Below are 18,270 nucleotides of genomic sequence, written 5' to 3' on the forward strand. Positions count from 1 at the left end.
CCGACCCTCGTGATCTTCCGATCCCCGTGACCGCTCCCCCGCCAGCCGAACCGGGGGTGCCGGCGATGGCGCTGTCCGGACTCGTCAAACGCTTCGGCGAGAAGGTCGCCGTCGACCGGCTCGACCTCGTCGTTCCGACGGGCTCGTTCTACGGGCTCGTCGGACCCAACGGAGCCGGTAAGACGACGACGCTCTCGATGGCGACCGGACTGCTGCGCCCCGATGCCGGCACCGCCACGATCCACGGCGTGGACGTCTGGGCCCACCCCGTCGAGGCGAAGGCGATGATCGGCAACCTCGCCGACGGCGTGAAGCTCTTCGACCGGCTCACCGGTGAGCAGCTGGTCACCTACACGGGCATGATGTTCGGCCTCTCGCGCGACGAGATCGGCCAGCGCACCGCCGACCTCCTGCGCATCATGGACCTCGGCGAGGCCGCCGGAACGCCCGTCGTCGACTACTCGGCCGGCATGACGAAGAAGATCGCCCTGGCGTGCGCGCTCGTGCACGCCCCGCGCCTGCTCGTGCTCGACGAACCGTTCGAGTCGGTCGACCCGGTCTCGGCCGCGAACATCGAAGACATCCTGCGCGGGTACACGCAGGGCGGTGGCACGGTCATCGTCTCGAGCCACTCCATGGACCTCGTGCAGCGCATGTGCGACCACGTCGCCGTCATCGGCGCCGGGCGCCTCCTCGCCGCGGGCACCGTCGACGAGGTGCGCGGCGGCGAGAGCCTGCAAGACCGCTTCGTCGAGCTCGTCGGCGGCCGTCACCACACGGAGGGCCCCGAGTGGTTGCGACGCTCCTGAGGATCCGCTTCCGCGTCCTCGGCAACACTCTCTCGCGCAGCCCCTGGCAGCTCGTCGGTTTCATCATCACCGCCTTCTGGGCGCTCGGCGTGCTGTTCATGGCTGCCGTCGGTCTCTTCTTCGCCGGAGCGGCGGGGGCGGATGTGACGCGCTACGCCGTCGTCGCCGGTGGCGCCATCCTCACTCTCGGCTGGATCATCGGCCCCGTGTTCGTCGCCGGCATCGACACGACCCTCGATCCGGCCAAGCTCGCGACATTCCCCCTCACCACCGGGCGGATGATGATCGCGATCGCGATCGCGGGACTCACCGGCATCCCCGGCCTCGCCTCGCTGATCGGCGGCCTCGCGACCTTCACCGCGTGGTGGCGCTGGCCCCTCGCCGCCCTCGCCGCGATCGTGTGCGTGCCGCTCGGCGTAGCCATCTGCGTCGTCGCGTCGCGCACGGTCGCCTCGCTCGCGTCGGGCTTGGGCGGTCGCCGGCGCACCCAGGAGACCGTCGGCCTCATCGCCTTCGTGGTGATCCTGTTCGCCGGTCCGATCTTCCTCGGGGCGACGCAGCTCTTGCGAACCGGGGTCGAATCGGGCGTGCAATTCCTCGCGATCCTCGACGGCCTCTCGTGGACGCCGCTCGCCGCGGCATGGGCGGTGCCGGGCGACCTCGCCGCCGGCTCGCCGGTGACCGCGCTGTTCAAGCTGCTCATCGCCGCCGCCACCCTCGCCGGGCTCTGGCTGCTGTGGAACCGCAGCCTGACGGCCGGTCTCGCATCGCCGCCGCAGACATCCGCTCGCCGCGTGCAGTCGGGCTCCCTCGGCTGGTTCGGCCGGCTTCCGACCGGACCCGTCGGCGCGACCTGGGCCCGCTCGCTCACCTATTGGGTGCGCGACTCCCGCTACCTGCAGCAGCTGCTCCTCGCCCCGCTGGTGCCGGTCTTCGTGCTGTTCTACAGCGGCGGCGATCTGACGAGCCCGTTCTTCGCGGGGTCCGCGATCGGTTCGGCGTTCTTCGTCGGCGTCGCGCCGTACACGATCATCTCGTACGACGGCACCGCGTTCGCGGGCATCCTGCAGACGGGCATCCGCGGGAGGGCCGACCGCGTCGGGCGCACGCTCGCCGCAGCATCCGTCGCGGTGCCGCTCGTGCTCCTGGTCGCGGTCGTCACCGTCGGGATCTCGGGCCGCTGGGAGGTGCTGCCCGCGGTGCTCGGAGCCTCGTTCGGCGTGCTGCTCACCGCTTACGGTGTCTGCGCCGTCAGCTCGGCGCTGCTGGTGATCCCGGTCGCCGCGGCCGGCGACAGCCCGTTCAAGCGCGTGCCCGGAGCGACGTTCACGATGGGCCTCGTCGGCATCGGACTCTGGCTGGTGGCCGGGCTCCTCGCCGCACCCGAGATCGTGTTCGCCGTGCTCGCCATCGCGCTCGGCGACCCCCTGTGGTCGTGGCTCGCCGTCATCGTGGGCATCGTGCTCGGAGCCGTACTGTGCATCGTCGGCATCATCGTCGGCGGCCGCGTCTTCGACCGCACGGCGCCGTCGCTGCTCAGCCGGCTGAAGTCCTACAAGAACGCCTGAGTTGGCCCGGCGGCGGGCCGGAGGCTGCGTACGCCGGAGGGTTCGTGCCCCGGACGCTGCGTACGCCGGAGGGTTCGTACCCCGGATGCTGCGTGCCCCGGACGCTGCGCGGTGTGGGGTGCGGTACCGCATGCCCGCGTCGGCCTGCGGCCGACGCCCGCCAGTCCCGATGCCAGCGGCACCGCACCCCACACCGCTCCGCCCCTCCACGCCGCACCGCTCCACCCCGCGCGCACGACGATGGCCCCGCCGACGCAAAGAAGAACGGATGCTGCGCAAGCGCGCAGCATCCGTTCTCGGGTTCTGTGTTGGAGCTCAGACCTTGCGGTAGGCGCCCATCTGGACGGCCGCGGGGCAGTCGAAGGGATCGCCGCCGGCGGCGAGGCCGACGCGGTTGAGGTACTCGATGACGATCGCGTACGACTTGATGAGGCTCGTCTCGGTGTAGGGCACGTCGAAGGTGCGGCAGTACTCGATGACGATCTCGCGAGCCTTGGCGAGGTGGGGGCGAGCCATGCTCGGGAAGAGGTGGTGCTCGACCTGGTAGTTCAGGCCACCCATGAGCGCGGTGGCCCACCAGCCGCCGGCGACGTTGCGGGAGGTGCGCACCTGCTTGCTGAAGAAGTCGAGACGCGCGTTCGGGTCAATGATCGGCATGCCCTTGTGGTTCGGCGCGAAAGCGGCGCCCATGTAGATGCCGAAGACCGCGAGCTGCACGCCCATGAAGGCGAACGCCATACCGAGGGGCAGGAACAGGAAGACCGGAACGATCACGACGGCCAGGCGCAGGAGGATGAGCGTGAGCTCCTCCCAGCGACGGGGAACCGGGCCGCGAGCGAGGTTGTGCTTGATGCCGAGGAAGTGCAGGTTGATGCCCTCGAGCGTCAGCAGCGGGAAGAACAGGTAGCCCTGCTTGCGGGTGATGAGCTTCACGATGCCCCGCGCCTTGGCCGCATCTTCTTCGATGAACGAGATCGTGTCGATCTCGATGTCGGGGTCCTTGCCGACGCGGTTGGGGTTGGCGTGGTGACGCGAGTGCTTCGAGTCCCACCAGGTGTAGCTCATCCCGACGATGCCGGGGCCGATGAAGCGCGCGAGGCGATCGTTGGCCTTGCCCGATGCGAAGATCTGCTTGTGCGCGGCCTCGTGGGAGATGAACGCCGCCTGGGTGAAGAGGATGCCGAGGGCCGCGGCGATGAGCAGCTGGAACCAGGAGTCGCCCAGGAGGATGAAACCGGTGATCGCGCCACCGAAACCGAGCACGATCGCCGTGCCCACGAGCGCGTAGAACAGCGGTGCGCGGCGGAGGAGACCCGTCTCCTTCACCACCTGCGAAACCTGGGTGTAGGCCTTCGCGACGGGAGGGAAGTCCTTGGTCGTGGCGTAGGTCTGGCGCACGGGGCCGAGTGTCGAGGTGGGGGAAGTCGTTGCGACGACGGGTGATGCCACGCGGGGCTCCTGTCGATCGGCAGCGACGCGGGGGCATCGCTGGAACGTGAGGCTGACAGCAGGACGCCATCGCTGTAGCCGACACTACGCGCACGCCCATACCCGCCCGGGCATGTCTCCGCGTATGTCCAGCAGACGCACAGGCCCTCGAAATACGGGGGTCTCGCGGCATCCGGCCACCCGTCGTCGCCGCGGGCATCGCCGACGATGTCTAGAGTCACATGAGACCGGAAGGAGCACCCGATGGCGGCGAGCATCAAAGACGTCGCGGCGCGCGCGGCCGTATCGGTGGGCACCGTCTCGAACGTGCTCAACCGCCGGGTCGGGGTGTCTGCGGAGGTGTCGCAGCGCGTGCACGATGCGATCGCCGAGCTGGGCTACGTGCGCAACGATGCCGCCCGCCAGCTGCGCGCCGGGAAGAGCCGGTCGATCGGCCTCGTGCTGCCCGACATCGGCAACCCGTTCTTCGCCGAGGTCGCCCGCGGCGCCGAGAGGCGCGCGGCCGAAGACGACATGGCGGTGCTGATCGTGACGAGCGACGGCGACGCCGGCCGCGAGACCCGCCTGCTCGAACTCCTCCTCGAGCAGAGGGTGCGCGGGGTGCTCATCAGCCCCGCATCCGACGACCTCGGGGCGATGCAGCGCCTGGCCGACGCGGGTACGGCGGTCGTGCTCGTCGATCGTCATGCGGCGGGCACGCCCCTCCCCTCCGTCGCCGTCGACGACGTGGCAGGCGGCCGGCTCGCGGTCGAGCATCTGCTCGCCATCGGCCGCCGGCGCATCGTGTTCCTCGGCGGGCCGCTCTCCGCGCGCCAGGTCGCCGACCGTCTCGAGGGTGCTCGCGAGGCGATCGCGGCCCGCGACGATGCCGTCCTCGAGGTGGTGGAGCAGGCGGGGATGACCGTGCAGCACGGCCGCGCGGCGGGCGAAGGGCTCCGCGCGCGCGCTGCCGACGGGCGGCCCGACGCGGTGTTCGCCGCCAACGACCTCCTCGCGGTCGGGATGCTGCAGGCCCTGTCGTCGTCGGGGCTGCGGGTTCCCGGCGACCTCGCCCTGATCGGTTACGACGACATCGACTTCGCCGCCGCCGCGGCCGTTCCCCTCAGCTCGGTACGCCAACCGGCCGCGGCCCTCGGATACACCGCGGTCGACGTGCTTCTCGCCGGTGACGCCGACGCCGATCGATCGCACGTGCGCTTCCAGCCCGAGCTGGTCGAACGCGCGTCGACGGCGACCGACTGAGCTCGACCTGTTGCGTCGAGGTCGTCGCTCGTTGTACCCTTCCGATGAAACGATTCATTCCTCTGCGGCTCGACCGCGATGCACGACCAAGGAAGCGACGATGCCCCTCACTCCCGAGACCCTCTCCACCCTCGAAGCGCAGAGCATCGAGCTGCCGTCCTGGGCGTTCGGCAACTCCGGCACCCGATTCAAGGTGTTCGCCACGGCGGGCACACCCCGCGACCCGTTCGAGAAGATCGCCGACGCCGCCCAGGTGAACCGCTTCACCGCGCTCGCACCGAGCGTCGCCCTCCACATCCCGTGGGACAAGGTCGACGACTACGCCGCCCTCCGCCGTCACGCCGAAGACCTCGGCGTGACCCTCGGCACGATCAACTCGAACACCTTCCAGGACGACGACTACAAGTTCGGTGCCCTCACCCACCACGACGACCGCATCCGCCGCAAGGCCATCGACCACCACCTCGAGTGCATCGACATCATGGATGCGACGGGGTCGCGCGATCTGAAGATCTGGCTCGCCGAGGGTTCCAACTACCCCGGGCAGGCCGACCTCCGCGCCCGTCAGGACCGCCTGCAGGAGTCGCTGCAGGAGATCTACGCGCGCTTGACCGGCGAGCAGCGACTCGTGCTCGAATACAAGTTCTTCGAGCCGGCGTTCTACCACACCGACGTTCCCGACTGGGGAACCTCGTACGTGCAGGTGGCCGCCCTCGGCGAGCGCGCGATGGTGTGCCTCGACACGGGGCACCACGCGCCCGGCACCAACATCGAGTTCATCGTCATGCAGCTGCAGCGTCTGGGAAAGCTCGGCTCGTTCGACTTCAACTCGCGCTTCTACGCCGACGACGACCTCATCGTGGGCGCGGCCGACCCGTTCCAGCTCTTCCGCATCCTGTTCGAGGTGAACCGAGGTGGCGGGCTGCAGAACCCCGATGTGGTCTTCATGCTCGACCAGTGCCACAACGTCGAGGAGAAGATCCCCGGCCAGATCCGATCCGTGCTCAACGTGCAGGAGATGACCGCGCGCGCTCTTTCCGTCGACGGCGATGCGCTGGCCTCCGCCCAGGCCGCGAATGACGTTCTCGGCGCCAACGCCGTGCTGATGGACGCCTTCTACACCGACGTGCGCCCGACCCTCGCCGAGTGGCGCGAGTCGCGCGGGCTCGCGGCCGACCCGATGGCCGCATACGCAGCATCCGGATACCAGGAGAAGATCGCCGCGGACCGCGTCGGCGGCGTCCAGGCCGGCTGGGGCGCGTAGGCCCCGAACTCTGAGAGTCCAAGACACCCGGAGTCGCGCGGAAGAGCGTCCGGGTGTTCTGGACTCTCAGACGCAACTCGCGACGACACGCACGACACGACACGATGAGGGACCACGACGACATGACCAACCCGACCGCTGCCGCGCTCATCGCGCGCTCCAACCGCCTGGGCGCCGACCCGAAGAACACCAACTACGCCGGGGGCAACACCTCGGCCAAGGGCACCGACACCGACCCCGTCACCGGCGAGCCCGTCGAACTGATGTGGGTGAAGGGCTCGGGCGGCGACCTCGGCACCCTCACCGAGAAGGGTCTGGCCGTGCTGCGTCTGGACCGGATGCGCGCTCTCGTCGGGGTCTACCCCGGCGTCGATCGCGAGGACGAGATGGTCGCCGCGTTCGACTACATCCTGCACGGCAAGGGCGGCGCCGCGCCGTCGATCGACACCGCGATGCACGGACTGGTCGATGCCGCGCACGTCGACCACCTGCACCCCGATTCGGGCATCGCGATCGCCACGGCGGCCGATGGCGAGGAGCTCACGGCGAAGATCTTCGGCGACAAGGTCGTCTGGGTGCCGTGGCGGCGCCCGGGCTTCCAGCTCGGCCTCGATATCGCGGCGATCAAGGAGCAGAACCCGCAGGCGGTGGGCACGATCCTCGGCGGCCACGGCATCACCGCCTGGGGCGACACGTCGGAGGAGGCCGAGGCCAACTCCCTCTGGATCATCGACACCGCCGCCGCCTACATCGCCGAGCACGGGAAGGCCGACCCGTTCGGCCCCGTGCGCGACGGCTTCGACGCCCTCCCCGAGAACGAGCGTCGCGAACGCGCGGCGGCGCTCGCCGCCACGATCCGCGGCATCGCCTCGACCGACAAGCCCATGGTCGGCCACTTCACCGACGCCCCCGAGGTGCTCGACTTCCTCGCGTCGGAGAAGGCGCCGGCGCTGGCCGCCCTCGGTACGAGCTGCCCCGACCACTTCCTGCGCACGAAGGTGAAGCCCCTGCTGCTCGATCTGCCGGCCACCGCTTCGCTGGAGGAGCAGATCGCCCGCCTCGGTGAGCTGCACGAGGCCTACCGCGCCGACTACCAGGCGTACTACGACGCGCACGCGTCGGCCGAGAGTCCCGCGATCCGCGGCGCCGACCCGCTCATCGTGCTCGTGCCGGGTGTCGGCATGTTCTCCTACGGCGCCAACAAGCAGACCGCTCGCGTCGCCGGCGAGTTCTACGTCAACGCGATCAACGTGATGCGCGGCGCGGAGGCGCTGTCGACCTACGCGCCGATCTCCGACGCCGAGAAGTTCCGCATCGAGTACTGGGCGCTCGAAGAGGCGAAGCTCCAGCGCCTTCCTCAGCCGAAGACGCACCAGGGTCGCATCGCCTTCGTCACGGGCGCCGCATCCGGCATCGGCAAGGCCATCGCGACGCGACTCGCCGCCGAAGGGGCCTGCGTCGTCGTCGCCGATCTCGACCTCGACAAGGCGCGGGCCGCTGCCGCCGAGCTCGGCGGCACCGACGTCGCGATCGGGGTCGCGGCGAACGTGGCGGATGCTGCGGGGGTGCAGGCCGCGATCGATGCGACGCTGCTGGCCTTCGGCGGCATCGACCTCGTGGTCAACAACGCGGGCCTGTCGCTGTCGAAGCCGCTGCTCGAGACGACCGAGAAGGACTGGGACCTCCAGCACGACGTGATGGCCAAGGGGTCGTTCCTCGTCGCCAAGGCGGCGGCGAAGGCGCTCATCGAGCAGAAGATGGGCGGCGACGTCATCTACATCTCGTCGAAGAACTCCGTCTTCGCCGGCCCGAACAACATCGCCTACTCGGCGACCAAGGCCGATCAGGCCCACCAGGTGCGACTGCTGGCCGTCGAGCTGGGCGAGCACGGCATCCGCGTCAACGGCATCAACCCCGACGGCGTCGTGCGCGGCTCGGGCATCTTCGCCTCGGGGTGGGGTGCGAACCGCGCCGCCACCTACGGGGTCGACGAGAAAGACCTCGGGCAGTTCTACGCCAACCGCACGATCCTCAAGCGCGAGGTCGTTCCCGAGAACGTCGCCGACGCGGTCTACGTGCTCACGGGGCCCGAGCTCAGCCGCACGACGGGCCTGCACATCCCGGTCGACTCGGGCGTCGCGGCCGCGTTCCTGCGATGAGCGCGCGAGCACACGGGTTCGCGTCGAGCGCACGGCTCCGGTACGCGCCTAGGTCGCGCGCTCGGGCGCAGGTCGTGCGCTCGGGAGACCCGCGATGACGGGCGGCCTCGTCGCGGCGGTCGACCTCGGCGCGACGAGCGGCCGCGTCATGGTCGGGCACGTCGGCCCTGGCGTTCTGGCGCTCGAATCCGTCGCGCGCTTCCCGAACGGACCCGTCTCCACACCCGGCGGGTGGCGGTGGGGTTTCTCGAGGCTCCTGGAGAACGTCGAGGACGGCCTCGCGGCCGCGGTGCGCGCCCACCCCGACGTCGCGAGCGTCGGCATCGACGCGTGGGCGGTCGACTACGGGCTCGTACGGTCGGGATCGCTGGTCGCCGAGCCCTTCCACTACCGCGACGAGCGCACCGCGCGCGGGGTCGCGTCGGTGCACCGCAGCGTGCCGTTCGCCGAGCTCTACCGCCGCAACGGCCTGCAGCACCTGCCGTTCAACACGCTGTATCAGTACGTGGTCGAGGAGCGCCTCCACGAGGCCGACGCCAGCCTGCTCATCCCCGACCTCGTCGCGTACCTGCTCACCGGTGTCGCCGTCGCCGAACGCACGAACGCGTCGACCACCGGTCTGCTCGACGTGCGCAGCGGCGAGTGGGACCGCGGGCTCGCCGCCCGGCTGGGCATCCCCGCCACGGCGATGCCGCGGCTCGTCGACGCCGGCGACACCATCGGCACGTTGCGCACCGCGGTCGCCGACCGCGTGGGCGCCTCAGTTCCCGTGGTGGCCGTCGGATCACACGACACGGCGTCGGCGGTGGTCGCCGCACCCCTGTCGTCGCCGAACGCGGCCTACATCTCCTGCGGCACCTGGGGCCTGGTCGGCGTCGAGCTCGACGGCCCCGTCGTCTCCGACGCTGCCCGCGAGGCGAACTTCACGAACGAAGGCGGGGTCGACGGCCGCATCCGGTTCCTGCACAACGTCACCGGCCTGTGGTTGCTGAGCGAGACCATCCGCGCGTGGGAGATCGACGACGCCGCAGCCGTCGACCTCCCCACCCTCCTCGACGCCGCCTCCCGGGTCGATCCGCCTCGGGCGCTCTTCGCCGCGAACGACCCGTCGCTCGCGGCTCCGGGAGACATGCCCGCGCGCATCTCAGCCCTGCTGCGCGACGCCGGCGACGCGGTACCCGACACGCGCCCGGCGTTCGCCCGGCTCATCGTCGAGAGCATCGCGGCGGCGTTCGCCGAGGCGGTGCGCACCGCGGGGGATCTCACCGACCGCCGCATCGACGTGATCCACATCGTGGGAGGCGGCGCGCTCAACTCCGTGCTCTGCCAGGCCACCGCCGACCGCTCAGGCGTCCCGGTGCTCGCGGGCCCCGTCGAGGCCACGGCCCTGGGCAATGTGCTCGTGCAGGCCCGCTCGCACGGGTGGTTCGGAGCGGATGCTTCGCTGGAGACCCTGCGCGCGACGGTGGCGGCATCGTTCACCCCTCGCCGATTCGATCCGAGAAACTGACCCCTCCCGCATTCTCTGCACGTAGAGTGTGGTCAGACCACACGCAACCGAAGGACACTCCCATGGTCACGCGTCAACTCCCCCAGGTCGGCGAGCTCCTCGAACTGATGCAGTTCAAAAAGCCCGACCTGAACCTGAAGCGTCGCCGCCTCGAGTCGGCGCTGACGATCGACGACCTGCGCCTCATCGCGAAGCGCCGCACGCCGAAGGCCGCTTTCGACTACACCGACGGCGCCGCGGAGGGCGAGCTGTCGCTCGAACGCGCGCGGCAGGCGTTCCGCGACATCGAGTTCCACCCCGACGTGCTGCGCCCCGCCGCGAACGTCGACACCTCCACGACGATCCTCGGAGGCCCCAGCGCCCTGCCCTTCGGCATCGCGCCGACCGGGTTCACCCGCCTCATGCAGACCGAGGGCGAGAGCGCGGGAGCGGGCGCCGCGGCCGCCGCCGGCATCCCGTTCACGCTCTCCACGCTCGGCACGACCTCCATCGAGGACGTCAAGGCGGCCACCCTTCGAGAGCCTCACGGACCGGTTCCCGGCCGCAACTGGTTCCAGCTCTACGTCATGCGCGACCGCGACATCTCCTATGGGCTCGTCGAGCGCGCAGCGAAGGCCGGCTTCGACACGCTGCAATTCACCGTCGACACACCGATCGCCGGCGCACGTCTGCGCGACAAGCGCAACGGCTTCTCCATCCCGCCGCAGCTCACCGTGGGCACGATCGTGAACGCGATCCCCCGCCCCTGGTGGTGGATCGACTTCCTCACCACGCCGAAGCTCGAGTTCGCATCGCTCTCGACCACCGGCGGCACCGTCGGCGAGCTGCTGAACGCGGCGATGGATCCGACGATCAGCTACGACGACCTCGACGTGATCCGCTCGATGTGGCCCGGGAAGCTCGTCGTGAAGGGCGTACAGAACGTCGAGGACTCGAAGCGGCTCATCGACGCCGGGGTCGACGGCATCATCCTGTCCAACCACGGCGGACGCCAGCTCGACCGCGCGCCCATTCCGTTCCATCTCCTCCCGCACGTCGTGCGCGAGGTGGGCGCGGACGCCACGGTCATGGTCGACACCGGAATCATGAACGGCGCCGACATCGTCGCCTCCGTCGCCCTCGGCGCGAAGTTCACGCTGATCGGCCGCGCCTACCTCTACGGCCTCATGGCCGGCGGACGTGCGGGCGTCGACCGCACCATCGCGATCCTGCGCACCGAGATCGAGCGCACGATGGCGCTCCTCGGCGTCTCGAGCCTCGACGAGCTCGAGCCGCGCCACGTGACGCAGCTCGCACGACTCGTGCCGGTGTCGTCGTCGACCGCGCAGGCCGCCGCGGCGCTCGACGCCTGAGCCGACTGCACACCGAAACGCCCCGATCCACTCTCCCCCGCCGCAGCGGGGTGTGGATCGGGGCGTTCTCGTGTGGATGCGGCGTCAGAGACCCGCGAGCGCCTGCTCGAGGTCGGCGAGCAGATCCTCCACCGACTCGATGCCGACGGAAAGACGGATGACCTCTTCGGGAACGGCGAGCTCGGTGCCGCGCACCGACGCGTGCGTCATCTCGTCGGGGTAGTTCAGCAGGCTCTCGACGCCGCCGAGCGACTCGGCGAGGGTGAAGACCCGCGTCGACTCCGCGAAGCGGCGGGCGGCCGCCGCATCCGCCAGAGCGAGTGAGACGATGCCGCCGAACGCCGACATCTGGCGCGCCGCGATCTCGTGGCCCGGGTGCGAGGCGAGACCCGGGTAGTACACCCGGGCGACGGCGCCGTGCCCGGCAAGGAAGTCGGCCACGGCCTGACCGTTCTCGCTGTGCCGCTGCATGCGGATGCCGAGCGTCTTGATGCCGCGCGTCGTCAGCCACGCGTCGAGGGGACCGGATACCGCCCCGGCCGCGAACTGCAGGAACTTCGCCTTCTCGGCGAGCTCGTCGTCGTTGAGCACGAGCGCCCCGCCGACGACGTCGGAGTGACCGCCGAGGTACTTCGTCGTGGAGTGCACCACGACGTCGGCGCCGAGCGCGAGCGGCTGCTGCAGCGCGGGAGAGGCGAACGTGTTGTCGACGACGACCAGTGCTCCGGCGGCGTGCGAGACACGAGCGAGCTCGGCGATGTCGGTGATCCGCAGCAGAGGGTTGCTCGGGGTCTCCACCCACACGATCTTCGGCGCACGCTCGCCGATGGCCGCGGCGACAGCATCCGCGTCGCTCATGTCGACGACGCGCAGCTTCACTCCCCACGGACCGAGGATGCGGGCGATGAGGCGGTAGGTGCCGCCGTAGACGTCGTTGCCGAGCAGTACCTCGTCGCCCGGCTGCAGCACCGCCCGAAGCAGAGCGTCTTCGGCGGCGAGACCCGAGGCGAACGAGAGCGCGTGGCGCCCGCCCTCGATCGCCGCCAGCTGCGTCTGCAGCGAGGTGCGCGTCGGGTTGCCGCTGCGGCCGTACTCGTAGCCCTGACGCAGGCCCCCGACGCCGTCCTGCGCGTACGTCGTGGAGAAGTGCACCGGCGGGATGACCGCGCCGGTCGCCGGGTCGAACTCCTGGCCGGCGTGCACGGCCAGGCTGTCGAATCCGCGGATGTTGTCGGTGGTCATGAGCGGTTCTCCGATTCGGGTGCGGATGCTGCGGGGGCGGACGATGGCGCGTCGATCGCGTACCCGCGCGCCGTCATCCAGTCGTCGTCGAAGACTTTGCTGAGGTAACCGCGACCGTGGTCGGGCAGGAGGACGACCACGACGGCATCCTCGGGCAGGTCGCGCGCGGCACGGAGGGCGCCGACGACGGCCATGCCGCTGGAACCGCCCACGAGCAGCCCCTCTTCGCGTGCCAGCCGTCGCGTCATCGCGAACGACTCGGCGTCGGAGATCCGGTGCAGCTCGTCCACGACGCCCGGGTCGTAGGCGGGCGGCCAGAAGTCCTCGCCGACACCTTCGACGTCGTAGCCGTGCACCGGACCGCCGGTGTAGATGGAGCCGACAGGATCGACGCCGACGATGCGCACGCTTCCGCCGGATGCTTCACGCAGGAACCGGCCGGTGCCGGTGATGGTGCCGCCCGTGCCGACACCGGCGACGAAGTGCGTCACCCGCCCGTCGGTGTCGCGCCAGATCTCCGGCCCGGTCGACTCGTAGTGGCTGCGGGGCCCGTTCGGATTGGCGTACTGGTTGGGCTTGAACGCCCCGGGGATCTCGGAGACCAGGCGGTCGGAGACGTTGTAGTACGACTGCGGGTCTTCCGGCGCGACGTTGGTCGGGGTCACCACGACCTCGGCGCCGTAGGCCCGCATCACCGCACGCTTGTCTTCGGCGACCTTGTCGGGCACGACGAAGACGCAGCGGTACCCCCGCTGCTGCGCGACGAGGGCGAGCCCCACGCCGGTGTTGCCGCTGGTCGGCTCGACGATGGTGCCGCCCGGGCGCAGGAGCCCGTCGCGCTCGGCGGCGTCGATGATATTGGCGGCGATGCGGTCTTTCGACGAGCCACCGGGGTTGAAGTACTCGACCTTCGCGAGCACCGTGGCACGGATGCCTTCGGTGACCCGGTTGAGCTTTACGAGGGGGGTATTGCCGACGAGGTCGGTGACGGTGCGGGCGTATCGCACGGAGTGCTCCTGGGGTGAGCCGCGCGGAAGGCGCGGAAATCTGTCGGGGTCGGTGAGAGCAGAGAGCTCAGCGACAACAGCGACAGTTCAGCACACACCCACAGTACACACCCCGCACCCCGCGCGGCAGCACGGATTCGGAGGCGATCAGACCTTCGTGGAGCGGCGGGTGCGCGACGCGGGGGTCTCGATGACCTCATCCGCGAACGCGTCGAAATCGACGACCAGGCCCGCCGTCGAACTGGCGTCGTTCGCCAGGCTCTTGAGGTGCTCGGGATCGAGCAGTTCCGGTTCGGACGAGGAGAAGACGAAACGCAGGGGGATCGACGGCTGGATCCAGATCGTCGAACGGCCGCGGGGGGTGCCGGCGTCGTGCCGCCACGAGAGCGTGAAACTCTCTCCTCGACGCAGCTTGGTCGCCACGACGACCTTGACATGGGCGAGAGCACGGTCGGGCATCTCGATCGGCTGGTCCGTGCTGCCGTAGAACAGTTTGCCCATCGATGCTCCTTCGTTCAGCGCGCGAGTCTGCGCGGTCGAGGGGTCCCTGCGTCGTGTGCGACCACCGAGGTTGTCACCGTTACGGGGTGGGACTCTGGGAAAGAACGATACCGTTATCTCAGTAGATTAGCTAATCTCTTTACATCTTCGGGACGCTACCTATGCTGATAGCGTGGGCGCGGTCGCCCCGAACCGACAGGAGGAGGACGCGTGAGCAAGTCACTGACACCGTCTCCCCTCCGTCGCGCTCTGCAGAAGTACGTCGACGCTCGTCACGCCGCGATGATCGAGGCACGACGCGAGCTCAAGATCGGCGAACTCGACGCCCGAGCGCTGCTGTTCATCGCCGACAACCCGGGCGCGCGTCCGACGCAGCTGCGGCAGTACCTCGGCATCACCTCCGCCGGCGTGACCACGCTCATCGATCGGCTCGTCGAGCGCGAGGCCGTGAGGCGAGACGTCGACCCCGACGACCGCCGCGTGAACCGCCTCACCGTCACCGTCGATCTCGGCGAGCTGCCGTGGTCGGCCCTGCAGCGGTTCGACAACGACTTCGACCGGGCCGTCGCCGCCGGTGACCGCGAGCACACCGCGCACTTCGCGCGAACGCTCGACGACTTCACCGCCGCCGTCGCTTCGATGGCCCGCGCGTCCTGACGCCCGGCCGCTCGCTCAGTCCGAGACGCTCTGCGACTTCCCCTGGAGGAACGCGCACAGCACGGAGGCGATCGAGAGTTCCGACGCGAGGCCGTGCAGACCCGCCGCGTCGAGAATCACGGCGTTCTCGCGCGGCTCGAGGGTGACGACCCAGCGATGCGAACCGTGCGACTCGGGCTGGATGTAGGTCACGGTCGACGCGTTGCGCAGGCTCACCGCGACCAGCCCGGTGTTCGAGCCGTCTTCGCCGTCCTGCGGAAGCACCCTCAACGTACCCGTCACCGGGTAGCCGAGGTCGTGGAACTCGTCGAGCCACTCCTGCAGCGTGTCCTGGCTTCGGAACGGCATCGCAGACCCTCATCTCCCCCGGCCGAGACCGCCGTTATGGGTCCATTATGGGGGTCGCGGGACGACGTGGGAACCACGATTCCCGGCCGTCGAGACGATCTCAGAACGGCGCCAGCGACGGCTCGGCGCGCGTGCCGAAATCGTGGCGGAGCGCGCTCAGGGCGGCGCGCCATCCGACCAGGCCGGTGACGCCCGGGCCGGGGCTGACGGACGCCGAGCAGAGGTAGACCCCGGGCACCGGCGTGTGCCACGGATCCGCGCTCAGCACGGGCCGTCGCACGAGTTGGTCGAAGGTCGGGGCACCGGCCGAGATGTCGCCGCCGGGGTAGTTCGGGTTGTAGCTCGCGACGTCGACCGCCGACCGCGAACTCGTCGCGAGAATGGTGTCGCGGAAGCCCGGCGCGAATCGCTCGATCTGCCCGATCACGGCCTCAGCGCGGTCGGCGTCGCTGCCCGCGGGCACGTGCGTGTAGGTCCAGAGCGTGTGAGCGCCCTCGGGGGCGCGTCCCGAGTCGAACAGGGACGGCTGCGCAGCCAGCACGTAGGGCCGCTCGTGCAGTCTGCCGCGGGAGACGTCGTTCTCCGCCTCGGCGACCTCCGCGCGCGTGCCGCCGACGTGCACCGTTCCGGCCCGTCGCACGTCCGGATGGGTCCAGGGCACCGGCTCGGAGAGGGCGAAATCGACCTTCGCCACGCCGCCGCCGTAGCGGAAGCGTTCCATCTTCGCGCGGTAGGACCGCGGCATCCGATCACCGGCGAGCCGCACGAACGCGTCGGGGGTGACATCCAGCAGCACCACCCGCGACGACGGGAGCTCATCGAGCGACGTCACCTCGTGATCGGTCACGATCTCGCCCCCGTGGGCGACGAGGTCTGCGACCATCGCGTCGACGATGGCCTGGCTGCCGCCGCGCGGGATCGGCCACCCGCGCGCGTGCCCGTAGGCGGCGAGCGCGAGGCCCGCGCCGGCCGCCGCGAGGCTGGGCTGGTGGAGGATCGTGTGCGCGGCCACGCCCGTGATCATCGCGGGGGCGGTCTCTTCGCGGAACGGGGCGTTCCACCACGGGCCGCCCTGGGCGATCGCGCGCAGACCGAAGTTCACGACGGTGACCGGATGCCGCGGCACGCGCAGCAGCGTCGACCCCGTGAACTCCGCCACACGGGACGCACGCTCGGCCAGAGGACGCATGAGGAGGTCGTATGCAGCGCCGTCACGACCGAGGCTCTCGACCGTGCGGGCGAGGTCCAGGTACGCCAGACCCGCGCGCCCGTCGTCGAGGGGGTGCGCGTACGAGACCTCGGGCACGACGAAGTCGACGCGCGCACCGAGCTGGAACTCGCGGAAGAACCGCGACTCGAAGGCCATCGGGTGCACCGCCGAGCAGACGTCGTGCAGGAAGCCGGGGAGCGTCAGCTCGGTCGTCGATGCTCCGCCGCCGACCAACGACGCGCGCTCGTACACGCGCACGTGCAGCCCCGCTCGAGCCAGCGTCACAGCCCCCGCGAGGCCGTTGGGACCCGATCCGACGACGATCGCGTCGAACGCGTCGGTCACTCGCCGTCCTCGGCGATCTCGCGCTCCGCGGTCGACGACCGAGCATGGAGCGCCCGCCCCTCGGCGAGATAGGCGAGACGGTGCAGCGTCTCGGCGTTTCGCACGTACAGCCCGACGTCCATGAGCGCGTCGGGCACCAGCCTGCCGGGCCCGGCGACGGCTTCCTCTTGAATACGCACGACGCACCCGTCTCGGCGGGGTTTGACGTCGATCGTGACCAGGGCCTCCCCCACCGGCCACCCCCGCGCACGAAGCACCGCGCGACGCGGCGGATCCCAGTAGAGCGAGACCGTCGTGTCGTCGATCAGGACGGGCCAGACTCCGAACGAGTGGTGAAGGTGAGACCCCACCTCGGGCCAGGCGTCGTCGACCTCGCGCATGCGCGACGCGCCCACCACCCAGGAGGGGAACAGCCAGCCGTTCGCGATCACGGCGAACACGTCATCGGGCGTGCAGTGGAGCACGCGTACGTTCGAAGACATCCGATTTCCTCCCGTTTCGGCTGACGGAGTGGCGATCCGGTGATCAGCGCCGTCGAAGTGCGAGTGCTCCCCCGATGGCCGCGACGGCGGATCCGGCGACGCCGGCCCCCGCGAGCAGACGCCGGTGGTGGATCGCCCACGTCTGAATACTGCCCGACTTGGCCTTGTCATCGAAGATGCCGCGCGCGCCGTGGTCTCCCGCGACCGGCTCGTACAGGTTCGCCGGAAGCTGCGGATCGGTGTGGTCGGGCGAGAGCTGACCGCTCCACGCCGTCTTCGCGAGGTACCAGTCCATGAAACGACCCGCGAAGCGCGTCCCGAGGACGAGGCCCACCGTGGGAAGCCCCACCCAGGTGCGCCGGCGCGGGGTGTCCGCGACGTCGGCGACCGCGCGCGCGCCCACCTCGGGCTGGAAGATCGGCGGCACGGGCTGCGGGTGCTCGGCGAAGTCGGACTTCACCCAGTTGAACTGCACCGTGTTGAGCGCCGGCATGTCGACGATCGAGATCGCCACCGGAATGCCGTCGTGCGACAGCTCGGCGATGACCGCGTCGGTGAAACCGTGGATCGCATGCTTCGCCCCGCAGTACGCCGCCTGCAGCGGGATCCCCCGGTGGGCCAGAGCAGACCCGATCTGGATGACGTGGCCGCGACCGCGCGGAACCATTCGGCGCAGCGCCGAGCGCGTCCCGTTGACCACTCCGAGGTAGGTGACGTCGGTGGCGCGCTCGAAGTCCTCCTCCGAGGTATCGAGGAACGGCGAGATCGTGCCGGTCATCGCGTTGTTGATCCAGAGGTCGATGCCGCCGAACTCTTCCTCGACGCGGGCTGCTGCAGCATCCACCGCCTTGGCATCGGCGACGTCGACCGAGATGCCGAGCCCCCGGCGCCCGGCGGCCTCGATCTCGGCCACGGTCGCCGCGAGGCCGTCTTCGCCGCGAGCCAGAACGACCACGTCCCACCCTCGGCCTGCCAGCTCACGGACGGTGGCCCGGCCGAGTCCTGCGGATCCACCAGTGATGACGGCGGTACCTCGTGCGTTCGTGTCGCTCATTCTGCCGAGGCTACGCAGCCCGGATGCCGCGACCCCCCGTCTTGCCACGGTGCCCGCGGGCGGCTAGGGGC

General features: G+C 70.2%; 16 protein-coding genes. 8 read left to right on the forward strand and 8 right to left on the reverse strand.

All coding sequences use genetic code 11. The features are described 5' to 3' along the window. Positions 1 to 65: 65 nt before the first annotated feature. Both ABTU82_RS06165 and ABTU82_RS06170 read left to right on the forward strand, forming a co-directional pair. The gene (locus ABTU82_RS06165; protein WP_116648377.1) at positions 66 to 809 is read left to right on the forward strand and encodes an ABC transporter ATP-binding protein; all 744 of its coding nucleotides are present in this window, start codon (positions 66 to 68) and stop codon (positions 807 to 809) included. Next, positions 791 to 2,377, forward strand: a complete 1,587-nt coding sequence (locus ABTU82_RS06170; protein WP_407172372.1) for a hypothetical protein — start codon at positions 791 to 793, stop codon at positions 2,375 to 2,377. Before ABTU82_RS06165 ends, ABTU82_RS06170 begins: the two co-directional genes overlap by 19 nt. 315 nt (positions 2,378 to 2,692) lie before the next feature. Here the strand turns inward: ABTU82_RS06170 and ABTU82_RS06175 are convergent, their stop codons facing one another. Next, entirely contained in the window at positions 2,693 to 3,826 is a 1,134-nt protein-coding gene (locus tag ABTU82_RS06175; RefSeq protein WP_240606976.1) for a fatty acid desaturase family protein, read from the reverse strand. Positions 3,827 to 4,069: 243 nt separating this feature from the next. Between ABTU82_RS06175 and ABTU82_RS06180 the strand changes: the two genes are divergently transcribed. The 5 genes from ABTU82_RS06180 to ABTU82_RS06200 all read left to right on the forward strand — a co-directional run bounded on the left by ABTU82_RS06180 (position 4,070) and on the right by ABTU82_RS06200 (position 11,353). Beyond that, the gene (locus tag ABTU82_RS06180; protein WP_116648786.1) at positions 4,070 to 5,068 is read left to right on the forward strand and encodes a LacI family DNA-binding transcriptional regulator; all 999 of its coding nucleotides are present in this window, start codon (positions 4,070 to 4,072) and stop codon (positions 5,066 to 5,068) included. Between the two features lie 100 nt (positions 5,069 to 5,168). After that, positions 5,169 to 6,332, forward strand: coding sequence for an L-rhamnose isomerase (gene rhaI / locus ABTU82_RS06185; protein ID WP_407172375.1), 1,164 nt, complete (start codon positions 5,169 to 5,171; stop codon positions 6,330 to 6,332). A 122-nt stretch (positions 6,333 to 6,454) separates the two neighbouring features. Next, complete coding sequence (locus tag ABTU82_RS06190) at positions 6,455 to 8,491, forward strand: bifunctional aldolase/short-chain dehydrogenase (protein ID WP_407172377.1); 2,037 nt, start codon at positions 6,455 to 6,457, stop codon at positions 8,489 to 8,491. A 94-nt stretch (positions 8,492 to 8,585) separates the two neighbouring features. Further along, complete coding sequence (locus ABTU82_RS06195) at positions 8,586 to 10,001, forward strand: rhamnulokinase (RefSeq protein ID WP_407172378.1); 1,416 nt, start codon at positions 8,586 to 8,588, stop codon at positions 9,999 to 10,001. Positions 10,002 to 10,063: 62 nt separating this feature from the next. Next, a complete protein-coding gene (locus ABTU82_RS06200; RefSeq protein ID WP_116648790.1) occupies positions 10,064 to 11,353 on the forward strand; it encodes an alpha-hydroxy acid oxidase in 1,290 nt (429 codons plus the stop codon). A gap of 84 nt (positions 11,354 to 11,437) precedes the next feature. On the opposite strand, the gene ABTU82_RS06205 is transcribed toward ABTU82_RS06200, so the two are convergent. The 3 genes from ABTU82_RS06205 to ABTU82_RS06215 form a co-directional block, all read right to left on the reverse strand. Continuing rightward, positions 11,438 to 12,595 (reverse strand): cystathionine gamma-synthase, encoded by a 1,158-nt coding sequence (locus ABTU82_RS06205; RefSeq protein WP_116648791.1) that lies wholly within the window; start codon positions 12,593 to 12,595, stop codon positions 11,438 to 11,440. Continuing rightward, positions 12,592 to 13,602, reverse strand: coding sequence for a pyridoxal-phosphate dependent enzyme (locus ABTU82_RS06210; RefSeq protein WP_116648792.1), 1,011 nt, complete (start codon positions 13,600 to 13,602; stop codon positions 12,592 to 12,594). Before ABTU82_RS06210 ends, ABTU82_RS06205 begins: the two co-directional genes overlap by 4 nt. Positions 13,603 to 13,749: 147 nt before the next feature. Next, the gene (locus ABTU82_RS06215; protein WP_116648793.1) at positions 13,750 to 14,103 is read right to left on the reverse strand and encodes a DUF7882 family protein; all 354 of its coding nucleotides are present in this window, start codon (positions 14,101 to 14,103) and stop codon (positions 13,750 to 13,752) included. Positions 14,104 to 14,313: 210 nt separating this feature from the next. Here ABTU82_RS06215 and ABTU82_RS06220 point away from each other — a divergent pair, with 210 nt between their 5' ends. Further along, positions 14,314 to 14,760 carry a MarR family transcriptional regulator gene (locus ABTU82_RS06220; RefSeq protein WP_407172381.1) on the forward strand — a complete coding sequence of 149 codons (447 nt, stop codon included), beginning with the start codon at positions 14,314 to 14,316 and terminating at the stop codon, positions 14,758 to 14,760. Positions 14,761 to 14,775: 15 nt separating this feature from the next. Here ABTU82_RS06220 and ABTU82_RS06225 read toward each other — a convergent pair whose 3' ends face one another. From ABTU82_RS06225 to ABTU82_RS06240, 4 genes are all read right to left on the reverse strand, one after another. Continuing rightward, entirely contained in the window at positions 14,776 to 15,108 is a 333-nt protein-coding gene (locus ABTU82_RS06225) for a hypothetical protein (RefSeq protein WP_116648794.1), read from the reverse strand. A gap of 100 nt (positions 15,109 to 15,208) precedes the next feature. After that, the gene (locus tag ABTU82_RS06230) at positions 15,209 to 16,663 is read right to left on the reverse strand and encodes a phytoene desaturase family protein (RefSeq protein ID WP_407172383.1); all 1,455 of its coding nucleotides are present in this window, start codon (positions 16,661 to 16,663) and stop codon (positions 15,209 to 15,211) included. Next, positions 16,660 to 17,145, reverse strand: coding sequence for an SRPBCC family protein (locus ABTU82_RS06235; protein ID WP_407172385.1), 486 nt, complete (start codon positions 17,143 to 17,145; stop codon positions 16,660 to 16,662). The genes ABTU82_RS06230 and ABTU82_RS06235 overlap by 4 nt, the downstream gene beginning before the upstream one ends. A 43-nt stretch (positions 17,146 to 17,188) precedes the next feature. Then, complete coding sequence (locus ABTU82_RS06240; RefSeq protein WP_407172386.1) at positions 17,189 to 18,199, reverse strand: SDR family oxidoreductase; 1,011 nt, start codon at positions 18,197 to 18,199, stop codon at positions 17,189 to 17,191. Positions 18,200 to 18,270: the final 71 nt, after the last annotated feature.

The organism is Microbacterium deferens, from assembly GCF_045517775.1.
GTDB lineage: Bacteria > Actinomycetota > Actinomycetes > Actinomycetales > Microbacteriaceae > Microbacterium.